This is a genomic window from Flavobacterium ginsengiterrae (assembly GCF_039539785.1).
Classification (GTDB): Bacteria; Bacteroidota; Bacteroidia; order Flavobacteriales; family Flavobacteriaceae; genus Flavobacterium; species Flavobacterium ginsengiterrae.
The window spans coordinates 1,100,015-1,118,054 of sequence record NZ_BAABDU010000004.1; the positions used below are offsets into that span (position 1 = coordinate 1,100,015).

At 29.6% G+C, this 18,040-nt stretch carries 21 protein-coding genes; 18 read left to right on the top strand and 3 right to left on the bottom strand.

Translation table 11 applies throughout. The annotated features are described in order from the left end of the window. Nucleotides 1-64 precede the first annotated feature (64 nt). The 18 genes from ABD859_RS15325 (at nt 65) to ABD859_RS15410 (ending at nt 15,537) form a co-directional block, all read left to right on the top strand. A complete protein-coding gene (locus ABD859_RS15325) occupies nt 65-409 on the top strand; it encodes a hypothetical protein (protein WP_345145457.1) in 345 nt (114 codons plus the stop codon). A gap of 36 nt (nt 410-445) precedes the next feature. After that, complete coding sequence (locus ABD859_RS15330) at nt 446-1,468, top strand: hypothetical protein (RefSeq protein WP_345145458.1); 1,023 nt, start codon at nt 446-448, stop codon at nt 1,466-1,468. Further along, entirely contained in the window at nt 1,465-1,992 is a 528-nt protein-coding gene (locus ABD859_RS15335) for a hypothetical protein (protein WP_345145459.1), read from the top strand. Before ABD859_RS15330 ends, ABD859_RS15335 begins: the two co-directional genes overlap by 4 nt. Nucleotides 1,993-2,603: 611 nt before the next feature. Further along, nucleotides 2,604-3,149, top strand: a complete 546-nt coding sequence (locus ABD859_RS15340; RefSeq protein WP_345145460.1) for a hypothetical protein — start codon at nt 2,604-2,606, stop codon at nt 3,147-3,149. Between the two features lie 616 nt (nt 3,150-3,765). Further along, nucleotides 3,766-4,383: a hypothetical protein gene (locus tag ABD859_RS15345; RefSeq protein WP_345145461.1), complete on the top strand. Its 618-nt coding sequence runs from the start codon at nt 3,766-3,768 to the stop codon at nt 4,381-4,383. Between the two features lie 52 nt (nt 4,384-4,435). Then, nucleotides 4,436-5,050, top strand: a complete 615-nt coding sequence (locus tag ABD859_RS15350; RefSeq protein WP_345145462.1) for a hypothetical protein — start codon at nt 4,436-4,438, stop codon at nt 5,048-5,050. Nucleotides 5,051-5,088: 38 nt separating this feature from the next. Continuing rightward, nucleotides 5,089-5,706, top strand: coding sequence for a hypothetical protein (locus tag ABD859_RS15355; RefSeq protein ID WP_345145463.1), 618 nt, complete (start codon nt 5,089-5,091; stop codon nt 5,704-5,706). 143 nt (nt 5,707-5,849) lie between these two features. Beyond that, nucleotides 5,850-6,464 carry a hypothetical protein gene (locus ABD859_RS15360; RefSeq protein WP_345145464.1) on the top strand — a complete coding sequence of 205 codons (615 nt, stop codon included), beginning with the start codon at nt 5,850-5,852 and terminating at the stop codon, nt 6,462-6,464. A 369-nt stretch (nt 6,465-6,833) separates the two neighbouring features. Continuing rightward, the gene (locus ABD859_RS15365) at nt 6,834-7,316 is read left to right on the top strand and encodes a M15 family metallopeptidase (protein ID WP_345145465.1); all 483 of its coding nucleotides are present in this window, start codon (nt 6,834-6,836) and stop codon (nt 7,314-7,316) included. 4 nt (nt 7,317-7,320) lie between these two features. Next, the gene (locus ABD859_RS15370; RefSeq protein WP_345145466.1) at nt 7,321-7,791 is read left to right on the top strand and encodes a hypothetical protein; all 471 of its coding nucleotides are present in this window, start codon (nt 7,321-7,323) and stop codon (nt 7,789-7,791) included. Continuing rightward, nucleotides 7,791-8,123 carry a hypothetical protein gene (locus ABD859_RS15375; RefSeq protein ID WP_345145467.1) on the top strand — a complete coding sequence of 111 codons (333 nt, stop codon included), beginning with the start codon at nt 7,791-7,793 and terminating at the stop codon, nt 8,121-8,123. The genes ABD859_RS15370 and ABD859_RS15375 overlap by 1 nt, the downstream gene beginning before the upstream one ends. 180 nt (nt 8,124-8,303) lie before the next feature. Further along, on the top strand, nt 8,304-8,591 hold the full coding sequence (locus ABD859_RS15380) for a hypothetical protein (RefSeq protein ID WP_345145468.1): 288 nt from the start codon (nt 8,304-8,306) through the stop codon (nt 8,589-8,591). Then, on the top strand, nt 8,578-8,880 hold the full coding sequence (locus tag ABD859_RS15385) for a hypothetical protein (protein ID WP_345145469.1): 303 nt from the start codon (nt 8,578-8,580) through the stop codon (nt 8,878-8,880). Before ABD859_RS15380 ends, ABD859_RS15385 begins: the two co-directional genes overlap by 14 nt. Nucleotides 8,881-9,022: 142 nt before the next feature. Further along, nucleotides 9,023-10,102 carry a hypothetical protein gene (locus ABD859_RS15390; protein WP_345145470.1) on the top strand — a complete coding sequence of 360 codons (1,080 nt, stop codon included), beginning with the start codon at nt 9,023-9,025 and terminating at the stop codon, nt 10,100-10,102. Between the two features lie 15 nt (nt 10,103-10,117). After that, nucleotides 10,118-10,777, top strand: a complete 660-nt coding sequence (locus tag ABD859_RS15395) for a hypothetical protein (protein WP_345145471.1) — start codon at nt 10,118-10,120, stop codon at nt 10,775-10,777. A gap of 39 nt (nt 10,778-10,816) precedes the next feature. Then, on the top strand, nt 10,817-12,004 hold the full coding sequence (locus tag ABD859_RS15400; RefSeq protein WP_345145472.1) for a hypothetical protein: 1,188 nt from the start codon (nt 10,817-10,819) through the stop codon (nt 12,002-12,004). Nucleotides 12,005-12,642: 638 nt separating this feature from the next. Further along, complete coding sequence (locus ABD859_RS15405; RefSeq protein WP_345145473.1) at nt 12,643-13,113, top strand: phage holin family protein; 471 nt, start codon at nt 12,643-12,645, stop codon at nt 13,111-13,113. Nucleotides 13,114-13,191: 78 nt separating this feature from the next. Continuing rightward, nucleotides 13,192-15,537 (top strand): mechanosensitive ion channel family protein, encoded by a 2,346-nt coding sequence (locus tag ABD859_RS15410; RefSeq protein WP_345145474.1) that lies wholly within the window; start codon nt 13,192-13,194, stop codon nt 15,535-15,537. Nucleotides 15,538-15,603: 66 nt separating this feature from the next. On the opposite strand, the gene ABD859_RS15415 is transcribed toward ABD859_RS15410, so the two are convergent. From ABD859_RS15415 to ABD859_RS15425, 3 genes are read right to left on the bottom strand one after another with little or no spacing between them, the layout of a single operon-like run. Then, on the bottom strand, nt 15,604-16,575 hold the full coding sequence (locus tag ABD859_RS15415; RefSeq protein WP_345145475.1) for a M28 family metallopeptidase: 972 nt from the start codon (nt 16,573-16,575) through the stop codon (nt 15,604-15,606). A 3-nt stretch (nt 16,576-16,578) separates the two neighbouring features. Next, complete coding sequence (locus tag ABD859_RS15420; RefSeq protein ID WP_345145476.1) at nt 16,579-16,911, bottom strand: L-rhamnose mutarotase; 333 nt, start codon at nt 16,909-16,911, stop codon at nt 16,579-16,581. 15 nt (nt 16,912-16,926) lie between these two features. Continuing rightward, nucleotides 16,927-17,976, bottom strand: a complete 1,050-nt coding sequence (locus ABD859_RS15425; RefSeq protein WP_345145477.1) for a sialidase family protein — start codon at nt 17,974-17,976, stop codon at nt 16,927-16,929. Between the last annotated feature and the right edge of the window lie 64 nt (nt 17,977-18,040).

The following is an 18,040-nucleotide window of genomic DNA, read 5'->3' on the forward strand; positions in this document are numbered from 1 at the left end:
CTTGAGCATTTTTCATCCTGAAATGCAGCTCAAGCAGTTTTTTTTATAAAAATAAAATATTCAAATGAAATCAACCGAATCAAAAAACGTCGATGTTCTTGATGGAAATATCACTCAGGCACAATTAAATCAATGGAAATACAAACATAAAAAAGTAGTTAAACTCACTATTAAAGATGATGATGACACATCTCTTTTTGCTTATTTCAAAAAACCAGACATGGGTATCCGTGCCGCTGTATTACAGGCTTCTAAAATGGACGAATTTAAAGCTCTTGAAGTCCTTTTTAAAAATTGCTATCTCGGTGGTGATGGCAAAATTGAGCAAGAAGATGATTTACGTCTCAATATTACCACAGCATTTTCAGACCATATTCAGCCAAAACCTGTAAAAGTAGAAATTCTTTAGAAAAAGCATATTATCTCTTTCTGTAAAACCAAAATCATGAATACAAAAAACCATAACATAGAACTAAATGATACCAGCGCTTCAGAAATGGCAAGGTTTAGACAAATTATGCTCAACATTTGGCGACAACAGATTGAGGATGATAGGAATGCTGAAGAAGTGAATCAGCTGATTAAAATGATTGAGATTAAAAAATCTCATATAGAACCTCTAACACTTGATAAAAAAAATATTGATACTTTTTTTGATCGTCTTCTATATATAAATGGACATTTTTATAATGAAGACGGAACTTTTGAAGGAAAAATAAACGAACTGGAAAATGAGGGAAGTGTAGAGAATGTTTATATTTGTAGTGGGAAATCCACGCAAAAAGATAAAAATGGAGAATATTTTTTATCTTATAACAATATCGAATCTTTAAATATAAAAAATGAAGTATTTCTTAGAATAGCAGGTTTAGCGTATTCAGAATCCGGATTTTCAACAGATGTAATAAAAAGAATTCCATTTATAATTATGAACCATCATAAACAATTAATAGAATCTGAAGTTAAAGTATACAAAAAAGATTGGTCTCTAAATAATACTTTAATTAAAATGAGAAATAAATGGGATGACAAAACGTATGCACATAAATTTCATTATGGAGCTCAAGGAAATCCAGCATTTCGCAACTTTTTAAATATTAAACTAGGTGAAGCTATTGATTTTAATAAAAATGAACTTGGAAGGAACGAAAATTCAAAAATGAAAATTGCTATTGAATATACCATAAAAGCTGTTAAATACTTTAATAATGGAAATCTTGGTATAGATTACTCTGACAAAGCAATTGGCTGGCAAGGAGCAGATATAAATAATAATGAAAATTGGAAAAAGTGGTTATTTATACATTCTGATCACAAAAAATATGCTTTTACAAACTGGACAAACTCTACAACTTTGGAAGAATCTACATTTGAATCAATATCTGTATTTAAAGGAAGTTTTGGAACCACAATTTTTTACAAATCAACAGCGTTTAGTTTTAAAAAAAGTAAAACAGGCAACCTATGATGAAAACACTAATTTTTCTTTTATTTATATTTAATATTGGAAATGCTCAGAACAAAAATCAAAAATTTCAATATATACAAAAAAGCATAGAATCATGCCGTATACCTATAAACGACTCTGTGAGCATAATTAACATTCATGAAAATTTATATGGAAATGATATTGAAATAATTCTAAAAACAGAAAACACAATTACTGATGAATGTAATAATAAAATCATCAATAAGGAATTGATCACTAAAGTTAATACTTCTCAAAATCCTTTAATAGAGATAAATAAACACCATATTGACGAAATTAATATAACTGATTATAAGAATTTAATTCCAAATAAAATATCTTCAATAAATAAAACAGATTACACTATTTTAGCAATTGAACTTTATAATTTTTCTTACACTTCAGTAGGAAGTGTTTATGTATATCTTTGTTTTAAAATCAACATGAAAGGAAAAATCATAAAACAGAAAATTTTAGAATCAAAATCATTAGTAAAAACAGATAAGCTTCTAACAACAATCTAACTAAAATATCCAAAAGTTTAAATTGAAAAATAAATTTTTAATCATCTTATTGATTTGCTTTATCAGCTGTAAAAAGCATAAGAGTGAATCTCTTAAGAAAGAAGAAAACATAAAAAAATCAATCGATAGTTTTTTTTTGACGAACAAAACGATACAATAAAATCGCAGATCGCTTATCTCAAAAACAACTATAAACTAATTATTTTTCCTGCTATAGATAAAAATAAAGAAGTAATTAATTTTAGATTGATTAATGGTAAAAAAGATAAAACCTTTTTATTAGCTGATACTTTCACTGCCAATTATCGGCTATATTATGAAGGAATTCATTTTCAAAATTATTTCGCCCTACATAGTAATGGAGGCGGAACAAAAAATCTTTATTTCTGATTATGATAAACAGACCAGTCAAGAAGTTTTAACAGATAGTTCTTTTAAAATACAACTTGAACCCTGATGAAGAAATTCTTATTTAGGCTATAACGACAGAGCTAATGAGGGAGAGTATTTTATATAATCACTTGATTCAAGACATTTCTTTCAAAAAAGAGAATATGGAAAATCTCTAAAAAAGACCAGTACTGAAAAAAAATACAAAACCATAGAATAAGATGAAAAAATATTACATTTTTATTATTACGTTAATATATGCGACTTTAAGTTGTACTTCTGAAAGCAAACCAACTAAAAAAGAACTTTATCTTAAAAGTCTTTTAAAAGAAAATAAAATTGATATTGACAACTATAGTTTAATAAATCACAAAGATATAGAGTATTATATAAAAGGTTTCACAATAACTGACAGTAGAGATTCACTGCAGCTTCAAAAAATTAAAGTAGCTGATAATGTTTATTTCAACACATATGAATATACTCCTTCTGATTATAAAAAATTTCATAGTGATTTTTTTACCATTAAAGGAACTAAGATTAGTGTCGATGAAATTGTAAAACAAAATAATGTAGAGCTAAAATATTTCAACCCATATTTCTATATTTCAAAAAGTTATTTATTCAAAAATCCAAAAAATAAGGAAAGTATTTTTTTATTAGAAGCCCTAAATCGCACTCATTATATGAATAAAGAAGTGGTTAGTTATTTTTTAATAAAAAATACTTCTAAACCAACTGTAATATTATTATATGATACTTTTTAAAGTTAATGTTCATAAAATCTCTTTCAAAATAAATCCAATTCCTTTAGAATTTAAAAAAGATGATCGAATCAAGAATAAATAAATTAGTTTTCTTCGTACTATTTTTTTTCTTGCATCTTCCTTTTGTAATTCTCAGACCAAAGAATGTCTCGATAAAAACATTAAAATAGAATATTTATCAGATATTGATAAACTTATACAAAATAAATATATCTGTGATGCTTCTTTTAAAACATTTGGAAAAGATCGATTGAATAAATACAAAGTTTTATTTTGTGATAAAAATTATAAAGTAATCTCCGATCAGTACAAAACTCGAATTTTTATAGATAAAAAACGGAAATTAAACTTAGAATTGTTAGTATCTTACCTGACTTTAAAATTAGAAAGGAAAGTCCCAATTCTCTTTATTTATTAGATGATAAATTAATGCCCGTCTATTCAATTTCAAAATTTGGAGAAAAAATTATCATGTCTTCAAATACGAATATGTAAACGGACATGTAATAACAAAAAAGGCAATTGATAAAGAAAGTCAAAATATTATGCAGAAACATTATTAGAGCAGTTTAGAGATTACATCGAATATACTAAATTCACAAAATAAAAAATAGATATGATAAATAATTTGCCAAAACTGGATTTTTTATACATTAATCTAGAACGTACAGAGGAGAATTATCTAAACAGAATAAAAATTTATTATGACAAGGTTGATTGGGATGAGAGACATTTTGAAGATTATGCTGAAACTTGCTCTTTTGAAGAACTTATTTTTTTGATGATACATATATATACAGATAAATATCCAAGAAATGAATTCGAATATATCATATCGCTAGATTCTAAAGAGCAAATTTTATCATGCTATACCAATCAAAATGGAAGAATTGTAACTGAAAATAAATTTATCTATAACAATTTCTTAAGAAAAGAAGTAATTGGAATGAATTCTTGGTACCATCATGAACAATATACAGATGATGAGATTATTGAAAAATATTGGAGTGGAGAATATTATATGCAGAATCTTTTTTTAGAATTTAATAGAGATATTCCTATAGATATAATTCACAAAGCTCTAGATGGAAAAGAATATACAAAAACTAAAGATCTTGATACATTAATTTATAAGGTGAAAGACAGCCCCATTGATACATTGAGAATTACTAAAACCAGCATACAGCTCAATATCAATGAAGAAAAAGTAATTTTATATGTTTCAATTAGATAATTCTTTTGAAATTTGATAATAATGATTTGATTTGAAATGCGTTAAAAAAAATATGAATAACTTACCAAAACTAGACTTCTTATATTTTAATCTGGAACTTACAGAAGAAAACTACATTAATAGAAAGAAACTTTATTATGATCAGGTTAATTGGGATGAAAGACATTTTGAAGATTATGCTGAAAGTTGCTCTTTTGAAGAACTTATTTTTTTAATGATATATATACATAGAGAAAAATATCCTAGATGTAAATTTGAACTTAGTATATCTCACGATTCTAAAGAGGAAATTTTATCAAATTTCACTAATGAAAAAGGAAGAGTTGTGACTGAAAATAAATTCACTAATTATAATTTCTTAAGAAAAGAAGTCATTGGAATGAATGCTCAATACCATCATGAGCGATATAGTGATGATGAAATTATGGAAAAATATTGGGATGGAGAATTTTACATGCAAAATATTTTTTTAGAGTTTAATCAGGAAATTCCATTTGAAATAATTGAAAATGCTCTTGAAGGAAAAGAATATACCAAAACCGAAAAAGATGATTTATTAATCTACAAAGTAAACGATTCTCCTATCGCTTCATTAGAAATAACTAAAAACAGCATAAAACTAAATGTAAATCAAGACAAAGTAATACGATACGTTTCCGTTTGGTAATTCTGTAATTGGTTAGATTTGATTTAAAAGCAAAAATTATGATAAATAATTTACCAAAACTAGACTTCCTATATTTTAATTTAGAGCTAACAGAAGAAAACTATTCAAATAGAAGAGAACTTTATTACGCAGAAACAGACTGGGACGAAAGGCATTTTGAAGAATATGTTGAGTCCTGTTCTTTTGAAGAACTAATTTTTTTAATGATTTATATTTATAGGGATCAATATCCTAGAGATAAATTTGAGTCAACTATTTCTTTAAATTCGGAGAAGCTAAACTTACTGTCATACACCAATAAAATAGGCAGAGCTATAACCGAAGATAAATATATATCATCCAATTTCTTAAGAAAAAATGTTATTACAATGTATGCTCAGTATCATAATGAGCAATACACTGACAAAGAACTGCTTGAAAAACATTGGACAGGTGAATATCATATGCAAAATCTATTCTTAGAATTTGATAGTGAAATCCCTATGAAAATAGTTGACAAAGCTCTTGAAGGCAAGGAATATACCAAAATCCAAGAAGAAGATTTATTGGTTTATGAGGTAAAGGATTCCCCTATTGCTTCTTTAGAAATTACTAAGAACAGTATAAAACTAAATATTAACGAAGATAAAGTGATAGTATATATTTCCCTCTATTAATTTTTTTAGTCTTTAAAAACTTATTCTCTTTTAAAACATACCTTTTTTCTAAATTAAAATCAGTTTGTTTTTCAATCTTTAAATTAATACAAAAATCCTACTCTTACTTCAAATCATAGAAGAGTTTTCCTTAAAGTCCAATTATGAACAATTTACCAAAACTAGACTTCCTATATTTTAATTTAGAGCTAACAGAAGAAAACTATCTAAACAGAAGAAGCCTTTACTATGATGCAGTTGATTGGGATGAAAGGCATTTTGAAGATTATGTAGAAACTTGCTCTTTTGAAGAACTCATTTTTCTAATGATATATATATATATAGATAAATATCCGCGAGATAAATTCTATCGTACCATTTCTTTAGATTCTGATGACTACAATTTATTATCTTCTATTAATGGGAATGGAAGAATTATAAGTGAAGACAGATCTATTTATTATAATTTTTTTAGAAAAGAAGTTATCGGTATGACAACTCAATTTCATAACGAAGAATATTCCGACGATGAATTTATGGAGAGATATTGGAGAAGCGAATATTACATGCAAAATCTTTTTTTAGAATTCAATAGAGAAATTCCTTTGGAAATAATAGACGAAGCTCTTGAAGGAAAAGAATATACGAAAACTGAAAAAAATGATTTATTAGTTTATGAAGTAGATGATTCTCCTATCGCTTCGTTAGAAATCACTAAAAACAGCATAAAACTAAATATAAATGAAGACAAAATAATACGATACGTTTCCGTTTGGTAATTAACCTAATCATTAATAATAAACCCGTTTTTCTAAACTCGAAAAGCGGGTATTTTTTTGCCTTTTCTCCCAATCTCAATCTACAAAAAAAATCTGAAAAAAGAATTTTAGATCTACTGAAACTACTGATTTACAAAGCTATATTATTTCTAAAACAGGCAACTTCGGCGTATTTTTACAGTATAATTAAAAACACATTATAATCTCAAAACGAGATTATAAAAAAAGATTTTTTCTAGATTTTATTTCATTTTTTTCTCCCAAAAGAACTCAAAAAACGCACAAATAATTTGATTGCGTTTTCATTCTCTGATTGTTTTCAAACAATTGGAAAGGCTTTTTATTCTTAAATCATTAATAAATTTCAATATGGATCAAACAACAAAAAAACACATTGATTTGCTTCATCCTTCTGTCAGGGAAGAAGTTACCAAAATTATCGAAGAATGTGATCTGGCTCTCACAGGAAGAGCGAAAGTACGCATTACACAAGGACTTAGAACTTTTCAGCAACAAGAAGATCTCTATGCGTTTGGCAGAACAAAACCTGGAAAAAAAGTAACCAATGCCAAAGGCGGACAATCGATTCATAATTATGGTTTTGCAGTAGATATTTGTTTAATCATCGATGGAAAAACTGCTTCTTGGGATACTGCAAAAGATTGGGACGACGATCAAATTTCTGACTGGCAGGAATGTGTCGATATCTTCAAAAAACATGGCTGGAACTGGGGTGGAGACTGGAAAACTTTTAAAGATCTTCCGCATTTTGACAAAAAAGGTTACGACGACTGGAAACTGCTTAGTAAACTAAAACGTGACAAAAAGAATTATGTAATCTTATATAAATAATCATATGAAAAATTTAAAAATAATAACATTTCTAATTTTTGTTTTCATTCTGACAGCGTCTTGCGAATCAACAAAAACAGCTTTATTCGATCAATATTCTTATCAAAAAACAACGGAACTCAAAGTACAGACATCTAAAATTATAGATAAGGCAATAACTCCTTATGAAAACAATAAAACGGAAGTTGAAGCCTTGATTTTGGAAATGGAAAAATTGACAGAATACGAAAAAAATAAACCTAATAATGAAATCACTTTTGCTATGTGGCAGATACTTAGTGATAAAGAAAAAAATCTATTAGCAGGTTTCTTTAAACACTGGCAAACCAAAGAAACTCTATCTCCATATTTTGTGGACGAATCTAAAAAGCAGATTTTAAATGCTTTTGATTTGTTAATTCAATATGAAATAAACAAAGACAAAGAATCTAAAGAACAACTTTTGGAATTAATCAACTTAACCTCTTTAAATTAATGAATATAGAAACTTTAACCCAAGAACTAAAGGAGAAATTAAAAACACTTTTAACCAATAGTTATAAAGATTATAAACCACAATTGGAAAAAGATTTAAATAACTTTTTGAAAACATCTGCAGAAAAACTAGAGCGCTGGACTATTCTTTATGCAAATGGTGACATTAACGAAGAAGAATTAGAATGGCTATTAAAAAGTCAGCTTGATTTGGTTTCACTGCAAACTTTACAAACTGCCGGAATATCAAAAATTAAATTAAATACTCTCAAAAATAATATCATAAAACTAATTTTTGAAATCATTATCAACCTTATCTCTAAACCAAAATAAACAACTGATAATCAAACGAACTAACTTACTGAAACTACAGATTCATTGCTTCAAAAATCTTGGTTAAAGCAAAAGCACGGCGTATTTTTACAGTATGAAATCTAAAAGATTATCGCGCGCAAATCTAAAGAAAATCATACTCCCTTTTTATTAAATCATCTCACAAAACAGTAACAATATATGAAAGACTTTATCATAGATGAAGATCTATTAATTGAAAACGGTGACTTCGCCATTAAAGATTCGGATCAGCAAAATATAGAACATTTACTGCTTAGCCAAAAAGGAAGCTACAAGGAGTTTCCAATTCTTGGTGTAGGAATTAAAAAATACATTAACAGCCCAGATGCAACTTCGAGGCTGAGACTAGAAAACGAAATAGACAAACAATTAGCGTATGACAACTTTCATGTAAAAATATTAGATGTCAACGATTTACAAAACATTAAAATCGATGGAAACTACTAAACCACAAGAAAATCAAAACATTTTTGATTTATCCCTGCAAGAATACGGAAGTATTGAAAAAGTGTTCGACATTTTAGAAGACAATGACCAATTTGATCTTACAGAAGACCTTTCTGTATATAAAGATTTAAAAACAGGCAGAGAAGCCTTTAAAAAAGATATTGTAGAATATTATAATTCTCGAAATCAAAAACCTGCAACAGCTCTTACTGAAGAAGAAAAATTTTTGATGGACAATTTCTCCGGAATTGACTATATGATTATAGAAGATGATTTTATTATTTACTAAAAATCAATTTTTATCTTAATTCTACTCTTTTAGAATCTCTAAAAAGAAACTACAACTCTGTAGTATTTACAAAAATCATAAACAATTACCTATAAGCATATTTTACATGTCTTACAGGTTAAACTATACCTAAAACTAAAATATGGCACGTACAATTGCTGAAATTCAGAATGAAATTCTGGACGAAAAAAATAAACAAAGTTCCCTCAATGAATTAAATAATTCTTCAAGAACCAGCATTTGGAGGTTGTGGATTAATATTGTGGCTACTGCTATTTGGGTGCACGAAAAAATAGTCGAAAAAAATGCTTTAATTTCAAGACCGCACACTTTAAACTGGTACCGAGAACAAGCTTTAAATTTTCACTATGGTTCGCCGTTAGATCCAAATTCAAGCAACGGAATGTCTTTAGTCTGGAAAGATGGTTCGTATCAATTTGACACTACAAATCTAACTGACGCACAAATTGAAGAATCTAAAATTATAAAACACTGCGCTGTTAGCGAAGTTGATCTTGAGACAATCCTGAATCCAAAAAAAGACAATGTAGAAGAAATCTTCTCAGATTATTTTCATAATAAAGTCGGAGTTGTTTTTATAAAAGTCGCTGCTGAAAAAGGTGATAAAATCTCCAGAATTGATGTTCTAAATGAACTTTTTGCTTTTAAGGAATATATCGCAAAAATTAAAGATGCAGGAAATCAGGTGTACATAACTTCTGATGATGGTGATATCTTAAAATTAAATCTAAATGTTTACGTAGATCCTTTAAGCATTTACATTAATCCAAAAGATATTGAATATTATAAGTTAAAAACTTTAAGCAAGCCTTCTCCAGAAGAACTGCAAAAATTAGCTCAATACGAATTAGACTTAAAAAACAATCCTTTAGATACAGATAATGGTTCTTTAATTCTAGACAGAAGCTTTTTCCCTGTCCTTGACGCTGTAAAAGATCATTTAAGAAACATTGAATTCAATGGAGCTTTTGTTAAAACTTATTTAGTTGACGCTATTCAGAAAGCAGAAGGAATCAAAATTCCTGTATTGAATAAAATTCAGACTTCTATTGCTAGAAACCCAAATGATTCTCAAGATCCTGCCTTACTTGATGTAACTCCAATTGAATATTTTATACCTAAGGCAGGTTACTTTGATATAGATGCTCTTCAAATTGAAGTAAACTACATTCCGTATACATTTTACAGAGATAAACAATAGTCAAATACATTTACAATGAATAAATACACCATTCTAAAATGGGAAAAGTTTTTGCTTTGGCTCATTCCTCCTATTCTCAGGAAAAAAACACATGTTGACTGGCTGGATGTTCTGCTTACACCACTGCATTCTCTTTATGAAGACATTCTCTATAAAATGCAACACACCGGACAGGTAATTTATCTGGAAAAAGTAATTAACGAGGCTTTTAATGTAACAAAAGAATATGATCCGAATTTAAATATAGAACAAAAACGACAAGAAGGATTAATTTATATTGATGAGTCTATTAAGCCCGAATTACAGTATTTATATCTCCATAAAGAATATTACAATCCAGATAAAATTCTAGCAGATGGAAACAGAGTTCAGGGAGATTTAAGAATTCCGTTATTTACAATTTTTAAAAATAACGATTATAAAAACAAAAACAACAAACCAGTTTATTTGGCTCATCGTGAAGATTATACAAAAGTATCGTATGCCAACTTTAGAGTTTTTATACCCGAAAATTTAATTGCAAATCAAACCATAACTGCCAATATAAACGAAAATTCTCCTAAAAAGCAAACTGAAGCAATTGACATTACTTCTGCAGAATATCACAATTTGCTTAATTTCTACAAACTAGCAGGTAAGAGTTATCAAAGCTATTGTTACTCAATAGAAAGTTAATTCGGAAACTAAAAAATAACACATTCAATACATCATAAAATGAAACAAGTAAATTTTAATAATCCTGGAGGTTTTCCACTCGAGCAGGAAACTTTAGAGAGGCTTCAAATAGCTTACAGATCTGAATTATACGAAGCTTTAAAAAGACATTTAAGCATTGAAACTGACAAAAATTATATCATAGCCCATGCAACAGATAAAATGAGAGGCTGGGCAGTTATTCACGAACCTAAAAATACAGGAGAAGGAATTTTATATCCTATAAAAATAGGTGCTTCAACTAATTATTTAAAAACTATCAAAACCACCACCAATTTAATTTATGGTGATGGTAACTCGCAAAATGCTTATACTGATTATGATGCAGAATATGTAAGCGTTATGGGAACTCCAGTAGATACTGAAACAAGAACCGAAAAATATTATGTATTAACTAATTTTGAAACAGTTATAGATATTAAATCTATTAAAGATATACTAGATGCTATTGATCCTAAAATTAATACTCTTAAGGCAAATATTAGTATAATTGAAAGTAATATTACTGGAATTAAAGGCGATGTTGCTGTAATACAAGGAAATATTAGCTCAATTACTGGAGATGTCAATAAAGCAAAAACAGACATTCATGAGATCAAAGACAATTACCTTCCTCTAAATGGCTCAAAAGAAATGAAGGGAGATTTAAATCTTGGTACGCATCATTTATATTTAAACAATTTAAGTACTTCAAATTCAAACAATTTATTAGCCGTAAACGACCAAAACCAAGTTGTTAAAAACAATACTTTACTTGATTCTCTTGTACGCGATATCGAAGAATTAAAAAGTAAAATCAAAATTTCAACAGCTGTACCTATTGGTATGATTGCAATGTGGGGGAAACCAGCACCTTTTCCTGAAGGTTGGGAGGAATATGTTCCATTAAGAGGAAGAATGCCTGTTGGCTTAGACACTACCCAATCTGAATTTAATCTGATTGATAAAGCTGAAGGCTCCAAAACATCAAAAGCATCAGCTGATATAGGAAAAGCATTTTCTGGAAATCCTATAGGTTCGATATATGGAAGGTTATTAGTTGGTAGTGGGTTTACTCTAAATGGATTGCCCAATTCAATAGAGCCAATACGTGATAAAACATTCCTTGATTTTGATATAAATATTCTTAATCCTTATAGAGTAGTTCACTTCATCGAATATACAGGAAAAAACACCTCCACAAGTTGATACAATAGCACCAACAACTACAGGAAATCTAACCGCTTCAAATATAGCCAGCACTTGATTAACTTTAAGTTGAACAGCTTCTACAAATAATGATTGAGTTACTAATTATTTGGTTTATAAAGATAATAATAATCTTTTAGCTGAATTAGGAAATATTTGAACTTACAATGTTACTGGATTATCAGCGAATACCAATTACAATTTTAGCGTTAAAGCAAAAGATGCAGCAGGAAATCTATCAGATCCTGTAACAACAAATGCAACTACTTTAAGCCCAGCAGTACCAAAACTATCAGGTGGTCCAGTTGGTAGCACATCAGTACATCTTGAGTGGTCTAATGAAGATTCTCTTACTTACGAATTGTATCGTCAAGTAGAACAGGGACCATTTGTACTTGTTAATTTACCGCAAAAAACAGATTCTTATTACAGTGATTACGGATTGTATTTTTCTACTTCATATACATACAAAGTTCGAATAGTTTATAATGGATTTATTTCTAATTATAGTAATGAATTTAAAATAACTACTCCTGCATGGTAATAAATAATAATCTTTTGGGGTTAACACCCCAAAAGATTATTACACAAAAAAACACCCAAAAATCTATTATAAAAATTAATCAAAAATGAAAATCATGATACAGAAAATCTTAGAATATTTAAATGAATTAAAATTACTGCTCTACCTCATTTTTATTTATCTAGAAATGGACACCGGAATAGTAAGAGTCTTATTTTACTTAATGGTAATGGATACTTTTTTAGGTGTTACCAAAACAATTGTGTTAAATAATCTTTTTAGTTTTAAAAAATTAGCATTAGGATTTGTATCCAAATTAGCAGTTTTATTGATCCCAACAGCATTAGCTTTGATGAGTAAAGGCCTTAACTATGATTTTGATTGGTTTGTTACGATTGTTATGGATTTGCTTATTGTCAGCGACGGAATTTCAATAATCAGCAATATCATTGCTATAAAAACAAAAAAAGAAGTCGAAAATTTTGACGCTATGACATTGATTTTAAAATCGATACGAAATCGCTTAATACAACTTTTCAAAAGACTTTTAATAACAATTGATCCAAAATATCATATCGAAAAATAGAGGAAATCTTATGAAATAAGAATCAAAAACTACAGAAAAAACAATTAAATTTGGAGACCTTAAATCACCAAATTAATTATGAATTCAAAAAGAAATTCGTTCTATTTACCTGCCTTGTTACTGATGCTGTTTTTTGCATCAGTTTCATATTCACAAACTTCGACAGCCAAAACCGAAAACAAAGGCAAACTGTTTGAAGATACTACAACCGACAGCGATTATCTTATTGCTATTGAAAAAGCCGGAGAAGTTCTCGAATCTGCCGGACATGACATCGACTTTGAAGGAAGCACTTTTCATCTTTTCGGAGAAATTAAAAGAACCGAAAGTAAACTTGACTTAATTCTCGCAAGCCTTAAAGGTGCTAATCCAAACGTGCGCAATCAGCAAATGTACCGCATTGTTTTAAAGGAAATTGAACAGGAATTAAACGAGCAGAATGATGCTATTAATTCCCGAAATCAGAATCTTGAAAAAATTAAGAACAGGATAATTGATCTTAGAAAAGACAAAATTTTATTTACGCTTATAAAAGATACAATCCGCAGAAAACAGTTTAAAACTGAATTAGCGAATCTTAAAAAAACATATTTAAGAACCGACAGCCTGATGACCAAAAATCAGGGAATCTTAAACGATAAAAAAAGATTGACGGTCGAACATAAAATTGCCGTTTCAAATGCACTTTCGACAGTAGAAACCAAACTGGAAAAATCAGGAATCAGCATTCTTAAAAAAGAATATCCTTCATTATGGCACATTGATTCTACAGCAAAAAAAGTCATTGCACAAACCATTAAATCAAAAATTATAATTGAAGAAAATGTTGCGGCTTATTATTTAAGCTACAAAGGCGGAGCATTAATCACGCTTTGTTTCTTAATGGGACTTTTAGCCTGGTATATTTCACGCAATATAAAATATTTAAAAGCTAACGGTCATGCCGAAAACCTTTCTCTTTTTAATTTCAAATATCTAAACAGAGGCGTTATTTTACCCGTAATCGCAATAGGTTTAAATATTGCAGTAGTAAGTAATCTCTACGCTCCCGCCCTATTTTTAGAACTTTTGCAATTAGCCTTATTAGGAGTTCTGACAATATTATTTAAAAAGGACTGGTCTGGTGTTTCAATACGAAACTGGATTTTGCTTTCAGCATTGTTTTTTGCTCTTTGTTTCCTTGATTTATTTATTGGAGTTGGGCTAATTCAGCGTTGTTCATTTATTATCATTAATATTCTTGGAATACGATACGGTTTAGTTCAAATCAAAAGCCTCAAAGATCAATTGTACATTAAAGCTTTCTTTAAATGGGCAAGTATCATTTTTATAGGATTAAATGGTTTATCGATTTTGTATAATATTTTTGGCAGAGTTTCACTTTCCAATATGCTTACATTAACGGCCTTTATTTCTTTAACACAGATTGTTGCGTTGAGTGTTCTGCTAAAAATTATTTTAGAAATCATTCTTTTGCAAATTTATACCACGAGAATAAAACGAGGAATTGAAAAAATATTCGATTACGAAAGTTTATCAGATACACTAAAAAAGCCATTCATTATCGTAATTAGTTATATGTGGCTGGTTGTCATTGCTTCTAATTTAAATATATGGGAATCACTGCGTGCTTCTCTTACTACTCTGTTAAACCGTCCAAATACAATTGGAAGTATTACTTTTACTTTAGGTAACATTGTATTATTCTTCATAATCGTGTGGATTGCCCATTTACTTCAAAAATATGTCGCGTACTTTTTTGGAGAAATCGAAGACGAAAACGAAGAAAACATCAATAAAAGACAACATTCTAAATTACTAATAAGCAGACTTGTAGTTCTAATCGTTGGGTATCTTCTGGCGGTTGTGGCTTCGGGAATGCCTTTGGATAAATTGAGTATCCTTATAGGAGCTTTAGGTGTTGGTGTTGGACTTGGACTTCAAAATGTGGTTAATAATTTCGTTTCGGGCATTATTTTGATTTTTGATAAACCAATTCAAATTGGCGACGTTGTCGATATCAGCTCAGAATCAGGACGTGTCAAATCAATGGGATTGCGTACAACAAAAATCAACGCCTCAAATGGTGCAGAAATCATTATTCCGAATGGGAATTTATTATCGCAGAATATCACAAACTGGACTTATACCGATAATTTTAAACTGGTTGATATTTCGATAGAAATCAGTGGAGATGCATCTCCAGAAGATATTAATACTGTTATTATAAACACACTCGAAAATCTGCCTTTGGTAAACAATACCAAAGCACCGCAGATTTATTACAACTCAATTTCTGACAGTAAATTTAAAATACAAATTAAATTCTGGTGCAGTATTTACAGAACCGAAGAAACAATCAGCACTGCTAAACAGGTTTTGTTCAGCAATTTTAAAGCTAAAGGATTGACTTTTTCTACTTAAAATATATGCACAAAAAATAAAAAAGGCTTAATCGATATGTTTGATTAAGCCTTTTTTGCTTTTTATTTAATCCTGTTTTATAAAAACCAATTCCTCATTATAATTAGCAATACTTATTAATGCATTATAAATATATTTTGAAACCAAAGCACCGCCTTTAAAATTGATTAAATCAATATCGTCTTCAGGTGTGTGATATTGTGGATGTCCGCCGGTGTGGAAACCAACTGCCGAAATTCCGGCTTTGTAAAAAGAAACATGATCAGAACCGCCTACGTCGCCTGCAAATACAACTGGATTTAATGAGCTGTTTTGTCCTAGATTTTTCATAAGCTCAACTCCGTTTGGAAAAGTCCCGGCACCGCCCATATAAAGTTGTTTTTCGGCATTTAATCTTCCTACCATATCCATATTGAGCATTACTTTTACATCTTCTTTTTTTACAGGAAGATGATTTACAAAATATTTCGATCCAAATAAACCTTCTTCTTCTCCACTGAAAGAAACAAAAATAATACTGCGTTTTGGTTTGATTTTCATTTTAGAAACTTCTTCCAGAATACACAACAAAGCCGAAACTCCCGAAGCATTATCATCGGCTCCGTTATGAATCGCAATGGTGTCTTTTTTCTTGCTTCCGGAACCTGTTCCGCCCCAGCCCCAGTGATCGTAATGTGCGCCAATTACGATAAATTCATTTTTGAGTTTTTCATCAGAACCTTCAATAAATCCAAAAACATTTTGGGTCGAAACACTGTCGGATTTCATTTTGTTGATTCCATCTTTTACAAACACTTTAAAAGGCTGGTAATAACTATTGCCAAATTGCTGTAAACTGTATTTCTTAAAATGCTTTTTGATGTAAGCAGCAGCTTCATTATTACCTTTTGTTCCCACAAAACGTCCTTCTAATTTATCTGACGAAAGATATTTATTGTGTTTGTAAAAAGTCTGCGCCATAGTATTTTTTTGAGCAATTGAAACGTTGCTCAAAAAAATAAAAACGGCTGACAGAATGCAGTTCTGTAAAAATTTCATAATCTATTTAAGTTCAAAAATCTTATCCATTAAAATCCATTTTTCTCCGGTTTTTGCCTGAGGAAGTGCTTTTTGGAATTTCCACATCAAGGTTTCCCATTCCTGCACTTTTGGGTTTTCGGCATCCATTTTTCCTTTTTCTTCAAATGAGAAATCATCATTGGCTTCAATAATCATAAACAAACGATCGCCAACGTTATAAATCTCTAAATTGATAATTCCAGAATCTTTAATACTTTTCTGGATTTCAGGCCAGACATTTTTATGGTAATCGATATATTCTGCAATTAAATCTGGGTGGTTATTTAAATCTAAGGCAAGACAGTATTTTTGCATAATTTTTGTTTTTTTTTATTGTAAATCAAATGTGGTATGTTTGATAAACTTTCGATCGTAAGTATACAAGATATGTATTTTTTTATCTGAAGTCTGAATAATTGCCGGATAACTGAATTCGCCTTCTTTCTGATTTTCCAGATCAAATAATTTTTCCCAGTTTACACCGTCATTAGAATATTCTACATCGAGAATATTTCTTCCGTTAAACCAATCTTTCCCCATTTTTAGTGGATTATTAACCAATAAAAATGATTTGTCTAATAAAGTTACAGCATCGACTCCGGAATTCGAATTTACAACATTTATGCTGTCGGTTTTCTGCCAGGTTCTGCCGCTATCTTCAGACCAAGAAGAAATTAATTTATTGTGTCGGCTTCGGGATAAAATTTGTATTTTTTTATCAGAATGCACTAAAAATGTCGGCTGAATAATGTCGAAATTTTTCTTGTCGTTAATATCAGTAATTGTCCAGTTATCGGTATTTTCGTTGTATGTTTCTATAAAAACCCTCCATTTATTATCGTCAATACTTTCGGTACTGCTGCCGCATAAAATAATTCCCGGAGTGGTTTCCACAGGTTTGTTTCGAATTGGACCTAAAATTCCTTTTGGCAAAAGTTTAGATTCGCTCCATGTTTTTCCATCATCTTTAGAAACAATCATAGCGCCAAACCATTCTCTTGGATTTTTTCCGACTTTGTAAAACAAATATAAGTTTTGAGCTTTGCTTTTAAACAACACTGGATTCCAGCATGGCAGTGTGTCTCCATCTTTTATTAAAGGTTTAATAAGTTCTTTTGGAGTTGACCATTCTTGATCTTTATAAGATGAAACATAAATTCCAACATCTTTTGCTCCTTCGTATTTACCGCCAAACCATGCGGCCAAAAGAGTTTTATTTTCTAATTCAACTAATGTTGATGCGTGGCTTGCCGCTGTAACCGGATTTTTGGCAATATAATTTTGTGTAATGTTAATTGCTTTTGGTTCTTTTTTTACTGAATTACAGGAAACGAAAACCATAACCACTACTAAAGCCGAATAATATTTTTTTAAATTCATAATCTAACTTTTATATAAAACAAAAGGAGAGTTTCCTCTCCTTTTGCTTTTTTAAGTAAAGAAT

Bases quoted from the DNA above. Each gene is read 5' to 3' on its own strand.
- ABD859_RS15355 (WP_345145463.1), top strand. From the start codon at position 5,089: ATGATAAATAATTTACCAAAACTAGACTTCCTATATTTTAATTTAGAG.
- ABD859_RS15425 (WP_345145477.1), bottom strand. From the start codon at position 17,976: ATGAATTTAAAAAAATATTATTCGGCTTTAGTAGTGGTTATGGTTTTC.
- ABD859_RS15410 (WP_345145474.1), top strand. From the start codon at position 13,192: ATGAATTCAAAAAGAAATTCGTTCTATTTACCTGCCTTGTTACTGATG.
- ABD859_RS15340 (WP_345145460.1), top strand. From the start codon at position 2,604: ATGAAAAAATATTACATTTTTATTATTACGTTAATATATGCGACTTTA.
- ABD859_RS15360 (WP_345145464.1), top strand. From the start codon at position 5,850: ATGAACAATTTACCAAAACTAGACTTCCTATATTTTAATTTAGAGCTA.
- ABD859_RS15370 (WP_345145466.1), top strand. From the start codon at position 7,321: ATGAAAAATTTAAAAATAATAACATTTCTAATTTTTGTTTTCATTCTG.
- ABD859_RS15335 (WP_345145459.1), top strand. From the start codon at position 1,465: ATGATGAAAACACTAATTTTTCTTTTATTTATATTTAATATTGGAAAT.
- ABD859_RS15385 (WP_345145469.1), top strand. From the start codon at position 8,578: ATGGAAACTACTAAACCACAAGAAAATCAAAACATTTTTGATTTATCC.
- ABD859_RS15330 (WP_345145458.1), top strand. From the start codon at position 446: ATGAATACAAAAAACCATAACATAGAACTAAATGATACCAGCGCTTCA.
- ABD859_RS15395 (WP_345145471.1), top strand. From the start codon at position 10,118: ATGAATAAATACACCATTCTAAAATGGGAAAAGTTTTTGCTTTGGCTC.
- ABD859_RS15405 (WP_345145473.1), top strand. From the start codon at position 12,643: ATGATACAGAAAATCTTAGAATATTTAAATGAATTAAAATTACTGCTC.
- ABD859_RS15365 (WP_345145465.1), top strand. From the start codon at position 6,834: ATGGATCAAACAACAAAAAAACACATTGATTTGCTTCATCCTTCTGTC.
- ABD859_RS15380 (WP_345145468.1), top strand. From the start codon at position 8,304: ATGAAAGACTTTATCATAGATGAAGATCTATTAATTGAAAACGGTGAC.
- ABD859_RS15400 (WP_345145472.1), top strand. From the start codon at position 10,817: ATGAAACAAGTAAATTTTAATAATCCTGGAGGTTTTCCACTCGAGCAG.
- ABD859_RS15420 (WP_345145476.1), bottom strand. From the start codon at position 16,911: ATGCAAAAATACTGTCTTGCCTTAGATTTAAATAACCACCCAGATTTA.
- ABD859_RS15345 (WP_345145461.1), top strand. From the start codon at position 3,766: ATGATAAATAATTTGCCAAAACTGGATTTTTTATACATTAATCTAGAA.
- ABD859_RS15375 (WP_345145467.1), top strand. From the start codon at position 7,791: ATGAATATAGAAACTTTAACCCAAGAACTAAAGGAGAAATTAAAAACA.
- ABD859_RS15390 (WP_345145470.1), top strand. From the start codon at position 9,023: ATGGCACGTACAATTGCTGAAATTCAGAATGAAATTCTGGACGAAAAA.
- ABD859_RS15350 (WP_345145462.1), top strand. From the start codon at position 4,436: ATGAATAACTTACCAAAACTAGACTTCTTATATTTTAATCTGGAACTT.
- ABD859_RS15325 (WP_345145457.1), top strand. From the start codon at position 65: ATGAAATCAACCGAATCAAAAAACGTCGATGTTCTTGATGGAAATATC.
- ABD859_RS15415 (WP_345145475.1), bottom strand. From the start codon at position 16,575: ATGAAATTTTTACAGAACTGCATTCTGTCAGCCGTTTTTATTTTTTTG.